This is a genomic window from Paraburkholderia sp. SEWSISQ10-3 4, from assembly GCF_030464785.1.
Taxonomy (GTDB): Bacteria; Pseudomonadota; Gammaproteobacteria; order Burkholderiales; family Burkholderiaceae; genus Paraburkholderia; species Paraburkholderia aspalathi.
The window spans coordinates 73252-86150 of the sequence record NZ_JALPRI010000002.1; the positions used below are offsets into that span (position 1 = coordinate 73252).

A 12899-nucleotide genomic window follows, 5' to 3' on the forward strand; every position below is an offset into this window, starting at 1 on the left:
GCAACTGTCCGCTTCGTTCGTCCAGCGTTAGCCGATGCGCTTCTACACGCGGTGTCGAGCAAAAAAACGCGCGACGCCACTCCTTTTGAGAATGTTGTCACGCGCAAAAGGCGCGAGTTCTTGCGGGCCCGCGCCTGCTCGCTAAGTACGGCAATGCTATCGGCGTCGGCGTGACTGATTCAGATCGAGCCAATCACGTTTTCCGCCGAGTTGTTACCAGTGCATGCCCGCGCCGACCGACGCACCGAACTGGCCACGCGAGTCGGTCGTCCCTTGCACCTTGTAGACCCACTTGCCGGTTTCCGACAGCTGCGAAACGCCGATGGCCATCGCCGACTGGCCGCCATACGTGCCACCCGCAATCGCCACCATCCCGCGACCCGGCAAGACCGCCTGCGGCAAACCTGCTGCGGCCAGCGCCGATGCCGTGCCACCGTACGAATCGCGACGGGCCGAGCGGATCTGGTCGTCGGTGTAGCTGTTTGCCTGGCCGACCGCGCCGCTTACGCTTTGCTGTAGTTGATTGACGTTGACCGCGTCCGTGCCTTGTACGCCGGCTGCGACGTTGGTGATCTGACGTTCCTGGCCCGCTGCGCCAACCGATACTGTGTTCGCCCGATCCGCGACTGAGCCCTGACCCAATGCCACTGAGTTGTCCGCGCTGGCGTTTGCTGCTGCGCCGAGTGCGGTGGCGTTGTTGCCGCTTGCGACCGAGTTCGCGCCGATGGCCACGGTATTGGCGCCTGCTGCTTGTGCGTTCGCGCCCGAAGCGACCGAGTGCGCGCCGCTTGCCAGCGCGCCTTCTGTCCCGCGGTCGCCTTCCGCGCTGTAGAACGGATTGGCCGTGTTGACCGTGATGTCGCTGACCGCGCCGTTGATGGCCGCGTTCAACTGGCCGAGGTTGACGGCGTCGTTTGTGTCCACGCCGTCGGCGACGTTATGGATCACTGTGCCACCGCTTGTTGCATCGCCGAGCGTGACGCTGTTCTTGTTGACGCTGCCGTCGGCGTTCCTGTCGTACATCACGGCGCCGTCGAGCCTGGCGTCGGTCTGGGACGTAACTTCCTTCAACTGGGCAACGTTGACGGCGTCGGTGTCGGCGGTACCGGCTGCGACGTTGGTGATTTGACGTTCTGCGCCGCTTGCACCGACGGAGACGGTGTTGGCACGATCGGCGATCGAGCCGTTGCCGAGGGCGACCGAGTTGGCAGAGCTGGCAATGGCCTGATAGCCGAGCGCCGTTGAATTGTCGCCGGCAGCCGTCGCGAGGGTGCCGACAGCCGTGCTGTTGCCTCCCTGTGCCCACGAGGAGGTGCCGGCTGCAAAAGAGGCGTCGCCGGAAGCGTTGGCGTAGGCGCCGATAGCGACCGAGTGGTCGCCGTTTGCGGTGGCGTCGTCCGAGCCGTCATTGGCACCGCCTGCCTTGAAATAGCGCGATGCGTCGGCGGCAGCGGCATTCAGCTGGCTCAGGTTGACGGCGTCTGTAGCTTCGGTGCCGGCTGCAACGTTGGTGATTTGACGTTCTGCGCCGCTTGCGCCGACCGAGACGGTGTTCGCACGATCGGCGATCGAGCCTTGGCCCAGTGCGACCGAGTTAGCCGCGACGGCGCTAGCGTTATAGCCGAGCGCCGTCGAGCCGTCGCCTGCTGCCGTGGTAAGCGTGCCGACAGCCGTGCTGTTGTCTCCCTGTGCCCAGGAGGACGTGCCGGCTGCAAAAGAGGCGTCGCCGGAAGCATTGGCGTAGGCGCCGATCGCGACTGAGTGGTCACCGCTTGCGGTGGCATCGTCCGAGCCGTCATTGGCGCCACCTGCCTTGAAATAGCGCGAGGCGTCAGCGGCAGCGGCATTCAGCTGGCTCAGGTTGACGGCGTCTGTAGCTTCGGTGCCGGCTGCAACGTTGGTGATTTGACGTTCTGCGCCGCTTGCACCAACGGAGACGGTGTTGGCACGATCGGCGACCGAACCGTTGCCCAACGCGACCGAGTTGGCGGAGCTGGCATTTGCCTGATAGCCGAGCGCCGTCGAATTGTCGCCCGCAGCCGTCGCGAGGGTGCCAACGGCGGTGCTGTTGTCTGCCTGTGCCCGCGAAGACGTGCCGAGCGCCAATGACTCAGCGCCGGAAGCGTTGGCGTAGGCGCCGATCGCAACCGAGTGGTCGCCGCTTGCGGTGGCGTCATCCGAGCGGTCATTGAGGCCGTCTGCCTTGAAATAGCGGGATGCGTCGGCGGCAACGGCATTCAACTGGCTCAGGTTGACGGCATCCGTTGCTTCGGTGCCGGCTGCGACGTTGGTGATTTGACGTTCCGCGCCGCTTGCGCCGACAGAGACGGTGTTAGCACGATCGGCGATCGAACCTTGGCCGAGCGCAACGCTGCCGTCGGCGAAGGCGCTAGCGTCAAGGCCAATGGCGACCGCGCCGCTTCTATTCGCGAGCGCGTTGGCGCCGAGCGCCGTTGCGCCCACGCCCGTCGCGCTAGCATAGTTGCCTATGCCGGTGCTGAAATCGGCGTCGGCCAGAGCTGTCATCCCGGCCGCGAATGCACCTTCGCCCCGGCTTTCCGCCTTGAACCCAATCGCGGTCGCGGCCGTGTTCGTTGCCGTTGCCCAGTTACCGATCGCGATGGACCCCGAACCCGATGCACTCGATCCAACGCCCGCCGCCACCGAGCCCGGTCCCGAGGCTGTCGCATCGGGATCCACGCCCGGAACGACCGAGCCGGCAGCGAAGTAAACCGTAGCCGCCTGCGCCACCGGCACACCGCCCAGCAAAGTTGCCGCAGCCAGCACAGCCTGCGCCATGACCAGCTTCCGCGATGCCGCGCGTTTCGTTTTCGAGCGAGCCGTCTCCGACGCGGCGACCCACGAGCCCGTCGTCTCACACCAAACCGATTTGTAGATTTTATTCATTTTTCAGAAAACTCCGCCGGAATTAGATCGTGGACGGCACACGAAAGCATTCTGAGTCGGAAAAGGCATCATCGCCCCAAGTGTGTCGCGCATAGGCAGAACACGTCGGCTACGGTTATTTATTCCGGCCGCTTTTTGTGTTCTGTTGATTTCCTCGCGCGTCCGAATTACCTGCATCACGCTTTCATGTCCACGGGGTTAAGTGCATGGGCGATGAACGGCGAGATTGTCAGTTCTGGTGGGGCGAAGCTGAAATAAGCCAATTCTTAAATCGTTGAAAATAAATGGCGGGATGTAATTGGGTTTGGAAAAGTGTTTTTTAATTGTATAAAGTAAAGAATAATCTTGTTTTGTCTTATGAAAAACGGAATGGCATAAGAATTTAATGAGCTGTTATTATGTGGGTTAAAATGGATTGATATGAATCGCCACGGATTTTTCTACGTAAAACCGTCGTCGGGTTGTCAGTGACTCGGAATTCACTGACAGATTTGCCGCCGGATGCGCCGCGTCCCTTCGTCTTTCCACGCGTCGCACCCGCATCCACGTCAACCGCTGGTCACAGCAAACGTTCTACAATGACGGTTGTTCTCCGAAGTGAGTTTTCATGCGTAAATTTTTTCTTCCCGGCGTGACTGCCACGTTCGCCGCAGGCGCAGCGCTGGTCGCCGCCGCAGGCTTTTTTTCTTCGGCGGCTCTCGCCAACAACGTGATCGTGCTCAATTCCGGCGAAGCCACGCTGAGCCTGATCGACGAGACCACCCGCCAGGTCATCGGCACGGTGCCGACGGGCAAGGAACCGCACCACCTGATGGCCACGCCGGACAACTCGTCGCTGATCGTCGCCAACTCGGTGTCGAACAACCTGATGTTCGTCGACCCGAAGTCGGGCCAGGTCCAGCGCTGGGTCGAGAACATCGAGGATCCGTACCAGATCGGCTTTTCGCCCGACCGCAAATGGCTCGTCACCACCGGGCTGCGTCTGGACCGCCTTGACATCTATCATTACGACAGCCAGAAGAACCAGATGACGCTGGCCTCGCGTCTGCCGCTCGCGGTGATGCCGAGCCACATGGCCTTCACCAATGACAGCAAGACGGTGTTCGTCACGCTGCAGGTTTCGGGCGAGCTAGCCGCTATCGATCTGGCTACGCAAACCGTCAAGTGGAAGATGAAGGTCGGCAAGGTGCCGGCCGGCCTGTGGATGACCCCGGGCGAGAAATATCTGCTGATCGGCATGACCGGGGCGGATTACGTCGCGGTGGTCGACTGGCGCAACCAGAAAATCGTCAAGACGATCCAGACCGGCAAGGGCGCGCACAACTTCCGCTCGCTGGTCGACGGCAAGCATGTGGCGGTATCGAACCGCGTCGCGAGCACGATCAGCATCATCGACGAAGACACGCTCACCAACGTCGGCGATATCACCGGTTTGATGCCGGGGCCGGACGACATGGAACTTTCCGCGGACAAACGCTATCTGTGGGTGACCTTCCGCTTTGCGAAACATGTCGGCATCATCGACCTGAACACGCGTAAGCTGATCCAGACGATAGCCGTCGGCCGTTCGCCGCACGGTATCTATTTCTTCAATCGCGCGCCGATTACGGCGCCGAACGGCGCGTGACGCTGTAACAGGCAGACCGCGAGGAATGAAGTAACAGGCCAGCACCATGTTCCATCTGATTTTTTCTTCTCTCGACAGCTTCGTCTCAGCCGTGCAGACGCTGCTGTACGTCGACGTGGTGCAGCCGCTGCTGTTCCACTTCAATCTGATGGACTATGACGAAGACACTTACGACAGCCTGTATTGGGTGATCGTCGGCGTCTTCGAGGTGCTGGCGATGTACGCGATCCTGCGCCCGCTCGAAATGCTCCGCCCGGTGGAGCGGTGGGAAAACCGCAAGGCCGTGCGTGTCGACGTGATTTACACGTGGATCGCCAAGCTCGGCATCCTGAACCTGTTCTTCTTTTTCGCGCTGCAGCCATTGTTCGACAACGTGCAGGCCTGGCTGCGGCTGCACAACATCGCGAATATCGAATTCGACAATCTGTGGCCGGGCGTCACCACGCAGCCGCTCGTCACATTCGTGATGTACCTGCTCGTGCTCGATTTCGCGGGCTACTGGTATCACCGCTGGGAACATCGGATCGGTGTGTGGTGGGAATTGCACGCCGTACATCACAGCCAGCAGCAAATGTCGCTGTGGTCCGATGACCGTAACCATTTGCTCGACAGTTTGTTGCAGGCTTCGTTTTTTGCAGCGATCGCGTTGGTGATCGGCGTGCCACCGTCGCAATTCGTCGTGCTGGTGGCAATCACGAACCTCGCGCAGAGCGTGCAGCACGCGAACATTAGTCTGTACTTCGGCTGGCTCGGCGAGCGCCTGTTGGTCAGCCCGACCTTCCATCGCCGGCATCATGCAATCGGCTATGGCCACGAAGGGCTGAAGTACGGTTGCAACTTCGGCGTGCTGTTCCCCTGGTGGGACATGCTGTTCCGCAGCGTGTCGTGGAGCCGCGAAATGGAGCCCACCGGCATCCGTGACCAACTCGAAGGCCGACGCTACGGCGACGGTTTCTGGGCGCAGCACTGGCTTGCCTTCGTGCGCATCGCCGGGAGGCTTGCGCCGAAGCGTCGCACCGAAGGCAGCGACGCCGCCCCGGTTTGAGCATTCTTCCTCTTGCGCCGTCGGTTTTCCCGGCGGCGCGTCACGTGGTTTATCCTGTTCACGTTTGTGCGCGCAGCCTTGGCCTCGTGGCCGGTGCGTTGCGGCATTCTCCTTATTCCATCGTTTCGTTCACCGGCACTGGCTCGCATGAATGATCTGTTGCGCTCGTTCGGACGTGCGCTCGCAAGCGCGCTCCACCCGCGCATGCTCTGGTTGACCTTCCTGCCGTTTCTGGCGGCAACGGTCGGGTGGGGCGTGATCCTGTGGTTTTCCTGGCAGACGCTGATCGGCGCCACCCGCACGTGGCTCGAAAGCTGGTCGTTCACCGTCACGCTCTATCATCTGTTCGACTGGCTCGGCTTTTCGGCGCTGCACACGGCAATCGCGCCGTTTATCGTGATTGCGATGGCGATTCCGCTGATCGTCGTCACGGTGTTGCTATTGATTGCCACGCTGTCGATGCCGGCCGTGATCCGCTTTCTGTCGGCGCGGCAATTCCCCGGCCTTGAAATGCGTCGCGGCGGAACGTGGTACGGTAGCTTGGGCCAGGCATTGTGGACCACGCTGGTTTGTCTGGTGCTGCTGATCGTCACGTTGCCGCTCTGGCTGGTGCCGCCGTTTTTTGCGCTGATTCCGCCGCTCCTGTGGGGCTGGCTGACGTATCGCGTGATGAGCTACGACGCGCTCGCGCTGCATGCCACGCGTGACGAGCGGCGCGCGCTGGTGAGACGCTTCCGTTTGCCGCTGCTGTTGATCGGCATCGCGAGCGGACTGCTGGGTTCACTGCCGACGCTGCTGTGGGCATCGTCGGTATGGCTGATCGTGCTGTTCCCGGTGATCACCGCGGTGACGATCTGGATCTACGCGTTCATCCTCGTGTTTTCGGCGCTGTGGTTCGGCTACTACTGTCTGCGCGCGCTGCAACGCATGCGTGCGGAAGAGCACGGCCCGCGGCACGCGGCGCCGGTTCCCTACTGATGAATTACTGACAAAGCGAAAGAGGCGGCAATGGCATTTGGCGTCATCATCATCGGCGACGAAATCCTGTCGGGCAGACGTATCGACAAGCATCTGCCGAAGGTCATCGAATTGCTGGGCGCGCGCGGGCTGTCGCTCGGCTGGGCGGAATATATCGGCGACGAGCCGGAGCGCATCACGGCGACGTTGCGACGCACGTTCGCCTCCGGCGACATCGTGTTTTCCACGGGCGGCATCGGCGCCACCCCGGACGACCACACCCGCCAGTGCGCGGCAGCCGCGCTCGGCGTGCCGCTCGAACTGCATCCGGAGGCCGCGAAGCTGATTCAGGAGCGTATCCGCGATATGTATCCGGCGAACGCCGCAGCGCCGCTCGATCTGAATTCGGCCGAGAACCGGCATCGTCTGAATATGGGCACGTATCCGCAGGGCGCGTCGATCATTCCCAACGGCTACAACAAGATTCCTGGCTTCTCGATCAAGCAGCATTACTTCGTGCCGGGCTTTCCGGTGATGGCGTGGCCGATGATCGAGTGGGTGCTGGATACGCAATACGCGCATCTGCATCATGCGATGCCGCACGCGGAAAAGTCATTGCTGGTGTTCGAGCTGCCGGAGTCACGCCTCACGCCGTTGATGGAAAAAATCGAACACGATTTTCCGGGTGTGCGGGTGTTCAGCCTGCCGAGCGTGGGCGATGCGGAGCGTGGCGGCGTGTATGCGCGGCATCACATCGATCTCGGTGTGAAGGGCGAACCGGAAGCGGTGGCAGCGGCGTTTGTGAAGCTGCGTGAAGGTGTGCACCTGCTGGGCGGCGATATCGTCGAGCCGGAAGCGGCTGGGGCTAAACCACGCGCTTGAGCGCTGGTCGTGCAGCGGTTAATCGCCACGCACACCATCCTTCCTTCGGGCGCGCTTGCGTCCGTACCTGACATAACACTCAACGCATCATCGGCCTGTCACATGCAGCGCCGACGATGCGTCTAATTGTCCCGCCCCATCTCCCGAAGGCCCCTGCGGATCAATAATCAGGCGCCGATCCACGGCAACCCGCGAAAGCACCAGCCCGACACTGTCTTCCGATGCCCCTGGCCGTCCTTGTCGCCTTCGAAGCCTTCCAGCAGGTCGTACGCCTTGGTAAAGCCGGCTTGGGTAGCGGCAATCGCGGCGAGCTTCGAGCGCGCGGCGCTGCGGCACAAGAACAGCACCGGCGTGTCGGGCGAAGCGAGATGACTCAGTTGCTGAAGGAATTCCTGGTTCGGCACGGCGCCTGGGTAGCGCGTCCATTCCACGTGGGCGTATTGTCCGTCGCCGATAACCGGCCGGCCAACCCAATCGAGTTCGGCACGGGTGCGCACGTCGACGAGACGCGTGCGCGAGTCGAGTTGCAGCAGTTCGAACGCCTCGGCGGGCGATACCGCGCCCGCGTAGGGCAACTGGTTCTCGGTGCGGCGCTTGTCCGCCTGGGCGTACAACTGTTCGAGCGTGCTCATGAGCGCAAATCTCCGTCGGACCAAATGAACATTCTAGCGCGCCGCGTGCGACGCGCATGCGGTTCAGCGCGGGCGTCCAGTCCGCACGAAGCAAGGAGATGTGCGCTCTGTAATGGTGCATATTCCGAAAAATGCACCAGAATAGAGATGTCACCCGTTGTCGATTTTGTGAATGCACTAACTCGGTGCGATGCGCAACGTGAAGATTTCGGGGCCGCATGCGGTTCGGTGCGCCCATTCCCCGCAAACGCGCGCGCAGTGTGGTTCTGCGCCGGGTTGGCGCACACATGGCACAGAAGCTGCTTTATTGGTGCCGATCGATTTGTTCCAGCAGGCTTTTATGTTCATCCTCAACGATAGAGGGGTGGACGCGCCGGGATGGGTCAGCTAGATTGGGCGGCGGCTGAATCCGCCGAATTCGTTAATCAGGAGATAGGTTATGAGTAAATCCGTGGCCGACGTCGTTCAACTCGTCAAAGACGAGGACGTCAAGTTTGTCGACTTCCGTTTCACCGACACGCGCGGCAAAGAGCAACACGTTTCGGTGCCGGTGTCGGCATTCGATGAAGACAAGTTCGAAAGCGGCCATGCGTTTGACGGTTCGTCGATTGCCGGCTGGAAGGGCATCGAAGCATCGGACATGCTGCTGGTCCCGGACGCGAACACTGCCTTCATCGACCCGTTCTATGAAGAGTCGACCCTCGTCCTGACCTGCGACGTCGTCGAACCGGCTGACGGCAAGGGCTATGAACGCGACCCGCGTTCGCTCGCAAAGCGCGCTGAAGCGTACCTGAAGAGCACGGGCCTCGGCGACACGGCCTTCTTCGGTCCGGAACCTGAATTCTTCATTTTCGACTCGGTCAAGTGGGGCACGGACCAGTCGGGCACGTTCGTCAAGATCGGTTCGGAAGAAGCACCGTGGTCGTCGGCGATGGACTTCGAAGGCGGCAACACCGGCCACCGTCCGGGCACGAAGGGCGGCTACTTCCCGGTCGCACCGGTCGACACGTTCCAGGACATCCGTTCGGAAATGTGTCTGTTGCTCGAACAGATCGGCATTCCGGTCGAAGTGCATCACCACGAAGTCGCGGGCCAGGGCCAGAACGAAATCGGCACGAAGTTTTCGACGCTGGTGCAACGCGCCGACTGGCTGCAGCAAATGAAGTACATCATCCAGAACGTCGCGCACACGTACGGCAAGACGGCAACGTTCATGCCGAAGCCGGTGGTCGGCGATAACGGTTCGGGCATGCACGTTCACCAGTCGATCTGGAAAGACGGCACGAACCTGTTCGCAGGCAACGGTTACGCAGGTCTGTCGGAATTCGCGCTGTTCTACATCGGCGGCATCATCAAGCATGCTCGCGCGCTGAACGCAATCACGAACCCGTCGACGAACTCGTACAAGCGCCTCGTGCCGCACTTCGAAGCACCGGTGAAGCTGGCTTACTCGGCGCGCAACCGTTCGGCATCGATCCGCATTCCGCACGTGTCGAACCCGAAGGGCCGCCGTATCGAAACGCGTTTCCCGGATCCGATGGCGAATCCGTACCTGTGCTTCTCCGCGCTGATGATGGCGGGTCTGGACGGCGTGCAGAACAAGATTCACCCGGGCGAAGCTGCCGACAAGAACCTGTACGACCTGCCGCCGGAAGAGGATGCAAAGATCCCGACCGTATGTGCCGGCCTCGACCAGGCGCTGGACGCACTCGACGCGGACCGCGAATTCCTGACGCGCGGTGGCGTGTTCACGGACTCGATGCTCGACGCGTACATCGAACTGAAGACGGGCGAGCTGCAACGCTATCGTCAGTCGGTGCACCCGATCGAATTCGAAATGTACTACTCGCTGTAAGCGGCAATGGCGCTTCGCCCTTCAAACGGCGAAGCGCTTTGCCCGACGCTCGCGATCGGTCACGAAGGGACGGCGGCGCCGTCCCTTTTTTGTTAGGCGCGAATGAGTCCATTCGCGGCGTTCGTGACGTACAGGGGCAAAGAAGTAGCGCATCAGGCAGGACAATAAGCGGTACACCTGATTGATCACCATCTCCTATCGGCCAGACTGCAAGATGGTTCTGAAGAATCTGATGAAGGCAAGGAAAGGGCACGAGCAGACGCTGTCGGACGACGCTCAGCTCGTGGGTTCCGGTTTGCTGCCGGGCTTCGAGGCATTGCCGACAGTCGCGTTGGTGCTCGAGAAGCGCACGTTGCGCGTGGTGTTTGCGAACCCGTCGGCGGAGTCGATGCTGGAGCTCTCGCGCAAGCAATTGACGCAGATGGCGTGGCCGGACATCTTCTCGAACGCGGACGAACTGCTCGCCACGATTTCGGCGATCGCCGCCCACCGTTTTCACGCGACGCATCTGGACGCCGTACTCGAGCGTCCGGGCCACGAGCCGCTGCATGTGCATGCGGTCGTCGGTCACCTGGAAAGCGCGCAAGACTATGTGCTGCTCGAACTGTTCGAGAACGAGCGGCATATCCGCACCGACCGCGAGGAGCGCATCAACGACCTCACGGCGGTCAACAAACAACTGATCCGCAACCTCGCGCACGAGATCAAGAATCCGCTCGGCGGGATTCGCGGCGCGGCGCAACTGCTCGAATTCGAACTCGGCGAGCGTCAGCGCGACGAGTTGCGCGAGTACACGCAAGTCATCATCAAGGAATCGGACCGGCTGCAAACGCTGGTCGATCGCCTGCTGGAGCCACACCGTCATCCGCATATCGTCGGTGACGTGAATATTCATGAAGTGTGCGAGCGCGTGCGTCAGGTGATTCTCGCGGAGTTTCCGCGCGGTCTCACGATCGAGCGCGACTACGACGTGAGCGTGCCGGACCTGCGCGGCGACAAGGAGCAACTGATCCAGGCGTTGCTGAACATCGTGCGCAACGCTGCCGAAGCATTGCGCGAACGCATCTCGCAAGGCGATGCGCGCATCGAATTGCGCACTCGCATTGCGCGCAAGATCACCGTGTCGAAACGTTTATGTAAGCTGGCACTGGACTTGCATATCACTGACAACGGGCCAGGCATTCCCGAAGAAATCCGTGACCGCATTTTCTATCCGCTCGTGTCGGGGCGCGAGGACGGCAGCGGTCTCGGCCTGACGCTCGCGCAGACTTTCGTGCAACAGCACGACGGGCTGATCGAAGTGGAAAGCCGGCCGGGCCACACCGAGTTTCAGATTCTGCTGCCGCTCGACTGCTAACACCACAAGCCTCTCAAGACTTCTGAACGACCTATATGAAGCCGATCTGGATAGTAGACGACGATCAATCGATTCGCTGGGTGCTCGAAAAAGCGCTCGCCCGCGAAAACTTCGCGACTCGCAGCTTCGCGAACGTGCGCGAGGCATCGGCCGCGCTCGATCACGACAGCCCTCAGGTGCTGGTGTCCGACATCAGGATGCCTGGCGGCTCCGGCCTCGAATTGCTGCAGACCGTCCGTGACAAGGTGCCGGGCCTGCCCGTCATCATCATGACGGCGTTCTCGGACTTGGACAGCGCGGTCGCCGCATTCCAGGGCGGTGCGTTCGAATACCTCGCCAAACCGTTCGACGTCGACAAGGCGGTCGAGTTGATCCGTCGCGCGGTCGACGAAAGCATGCGCGGCGAACAGACGTGGGACGACCGCGTCGCCGATGCACCGGAAATGCTCGGCCAGGCGCCGGCGATGCAGGACATGTTTCGTGCGATCGGCCGGCTGTCGCATTCCGCGGCCACCGTGCTCATTACCGGCGAATCAGGCACCGGGAAGGAACTCGTTGCGCGCGCGTTGCACCGACATAGCCCACGCGCGAATGGTCCCTTCATCGCGTTGAATACGGCGGCGATTCCGAAGGATCTGTTGGAATCCGAACTGTTCGGTCACGAGCGCGGAGCGTTTACCGGCGCGCAGGCTATGCGCCAGGGGCGCTTCGAGCAGGCTGAGAACGGTACGCTGTTTCTCGATGAAATCGGCGACATGCCGTTCGATCTCCAGACGCGCCTGTTGCGTGTGCTGTCGGACGGGCAGTTCTATCGCGTCGGCGGCCACAATCCGTTGCGCGCCAATGTGCGCGTGATCGCGGCGACCCACCAGAACCTCGAATCGCGCGTGCGTCAGGGCCTGTTCCGCGAGGACTTGTATCACCGGCTCAATGTGATCCGTTTGCGTTTGCCGGCCTTGCGCGAGCGTAGCGAAGACATTCCGCTGCTTACGCGCCACTTCCTGCAAAAGAGTGCGCGCGATCTGGGCGTGGAGCCTAAGCGCGTGTCGGAAGAGGCGCTCGCTTATCTGGCATCGCTGCCGTTTCCGGGCAACGTGCGTCAACTGGAGAATCTCGCCAACTGGCTCACGGTGATGGCGCCGGCGCAGACCATCGAGATCAAAGACCTGCCGCCCGATCTGGGCCCCGCGCAAGTCGGCGTGGCCGATCTCACGGGCGGTGGCACCGGCGTGATCGGCACCGGTGAAGTAGGGCTCGCCGGCGGCGCGCCGATCAACGGCATCAGCGCAGCCGCGCATCCGGCCAGTGCTGCCGGCATGCCCGTCGCGACCGCCGTCGCCGCCTGGGAAGGCGGCTTGCGCACCGAAGTCGCGCGGATGTTGCGCGAGAATGCGGCCGACGTGATGGACGAACTCGCGCGCCGTTTCGAAGCGGCGGTGATTCGCGAGGCGCTGGATTTCACGCGTGGCCGCAAGGTTGAAGCGGCGGAGCGGCTCGGCATTGGCCGCAACACGATTACGCGCAAGATTCAGGAACTCAATCTCGAGCCCTGAGGTTTGCGCGGTCAGCCGGGGCGGCTTGGCAGCCGCTCCGGCGCGCAGCGTCAAAGGCTCTCCGGCTCCCACAAGGCATAATCA

General features: G+C 61.8%; 9 protein-coding genes. 7 read left to right on the forward strand and 2 right to left on the reverse strand.

The annotated features are described in order from the left end of the window. Positions 1-213: 213 nt before the first annotated feature. Positions 214-2907: a YadA-like family protein gene (locus M0D68_RS06295; protein ID WP_266224015.1), complete on the reverse strand. Its 2694-nt coding sequence runs from the start codon at positions 2905-2907 to the stop codon at positions 214-216. Positions 2908-3514: 607 nt separating this feature from the next. Between M0D68_RS06295 and M0D68_RS06300 the strand changes: the two genes are divergently transcribed. The 4 genes from M0D68_RS06300 (at position 3515) to M0D68_RS06315 (ending at position 7418) form a co-directional block, all read left to right on the forward strand. Beyond that, on the forward strand, positions 3515-4534 hold the full coding sequence (locus M0D68_RS06300; protein ID WP_266224016.1) for a beta-propeller fold lactonase family protein: 1020 nt from the start codon (positions 3515-3517) through the stop codon (positions 4532-4534). 46 nt (positions 4535-4580) lie between these two features. Further along, entirely contained in the window at positions 4581-5579 is a 999-nt protein-coding gene (locus M0D68_RS06305; protein WP_200650643.1) for a sterol desaturase family protein, read from the forward strand. Positions 5580-5726: 147 nt separating this feature from the next. After that, positions 5727-6557, forward strand: a complete 831-nt coding sequence (locus M0D68_RS06310) for an EI24 domain-containing protein (RefSeq protein WP_054037984.1) — start codon at positions 5727-5729, stop codon at positions 6555-6557. Between the two features lie 30 nt (positions 6558-6587). Continuing rightward, the gene (locus tag M0D68_RS06315) at positions 6588-7418 is read left to right on the forward strand and encodes a molybdopterin-binding protein (RefSeq protein ID WP_093633580.1); all 831 of its coding nucleotides are present in this window, start codon (positions 6588-6590) and stop codon (positions 7416-7418) included. Positions 7419-7585: 167 nt separating this feature from the next. Here the strand turns inward: M0D68_RS06315 and M0D68_RS06320 are convergent, their stop codons facing one another. Continuing rightward, positions 7586-8050 (reverse strand): rhodanese-like domain-containing protein, encoded by a 465-nt coding sequence (locus M0D68_RS06320; protein WP_266224017.1) that lies wholly within the window; start codon positions 8048-8050, stop codon positions 7586-7588. Between the two features lie 439 nt (positions 8051-8489). Here M0D68_RS06320 and glnA point away from each other — a divergent pair, with 439 nt between their 5' ends. The 3 genes from glnA (at position 8490) to ntrC (ending at position 12815) form a co-directional block, all read left to right on the forward strand. Then, positions 8490-9905 carry a type I glutamate--ammonia ligase gene (gene glnA, locus M0D68_RS06325; protein ID WP_063496656.1) on the forward strand — a complete coding sequence of 472 codons (1416 nt, stop codon included), beginning with the start codon at positions 8490-8492 and terminating at the stop codon, positions 9903-9905. Between the two features lie 214 nt (positions 9906-10119). After that, on the forward strand, positions 10120-11262 hold the full coding sequence (gene glnL / locus M0D68_RS06330; RefSeq protein WP_093633579.1) for a nitrogen regulation protein NR(II): 1143 nt from the start codon (positions 10120-10122) through the stop codon (positions 11260-11262). A 35-nt stretch (positions 11263-11297) separates the two neighbouring features. Then, positions 11298-12815, forward strand: coding sequence for a nitrogen regulation protein NR(I) (gene ntrC, locus M0D68_RS06335; RefSeq protein WP_093633578.1), 1518 nt, complete (start codon positions 11298-11300; stop codon positions 12813-12815). Positions 12816-12899 lie beyond the last annotated feature (84 nt).

Coding starts and splice junctions, on each gene's coding strand:
- M0D68_RS06295 (WP_266224015.1), bottom strand. CDS start 2,907: ATGAATAAAATCTACAAATCGGTTTGGTGTGAGACGACGGGCTCGTGG.
- M0D68_RS06300 (WP_266224016.1), top strand. CDS start 3,515: ATGCGTAAATTTTTTCTTCCCGGCGTGACTGCCACGTTCGCCGCAGGC.
- M0D68_RS06305 (WP_200650643.1), top strand. CDS start 4,581: ATGTTCCATCTGATTTTTTCTTCTCTCGACAGCTTCGTCTCAGCCGTG.
- M0D68_RS06310 (WP_054037984.1), top strand. CDS start 5,727: ATGAATGATCTGTTGCGCTCGTTCGGACGTGCGCTCGCAAGCGCGCTC.
- M0D68_RS06315 (WP_093633580.1), top strand. CDS start 6,588: ATGGCATTTGGCGTCATCATCATCGGCGACGAAATCCTGTCGGGCAGA.
- M0D68_RS06320 (WP_266224017.1), bottom strand. CDS start 8,050: ATGAGCACGCTCGAACAGTTGTACGCCCAGGCGGACAAGCGCCGCACC.
- glnA (WP_063496656.1), top strand. CDS start 8,490: ATGAGTAAATCCGTGGCCGACGTCGTTCAACTCGTCAAAGACGAGGAC.
- glnL (WP_093633579.1), top strand. CDS start 10,120: ATGGTTCTGAAGAATCTGATGAAGGCAAGGAAAGGGCACGAGCAGACG.
- ntrC (WP_093633578.1), top strand. CDS start 11,298: ATGAAGCCGATCTGGATAGTAGACGACGATCAATCGATTCGCTGGGTG.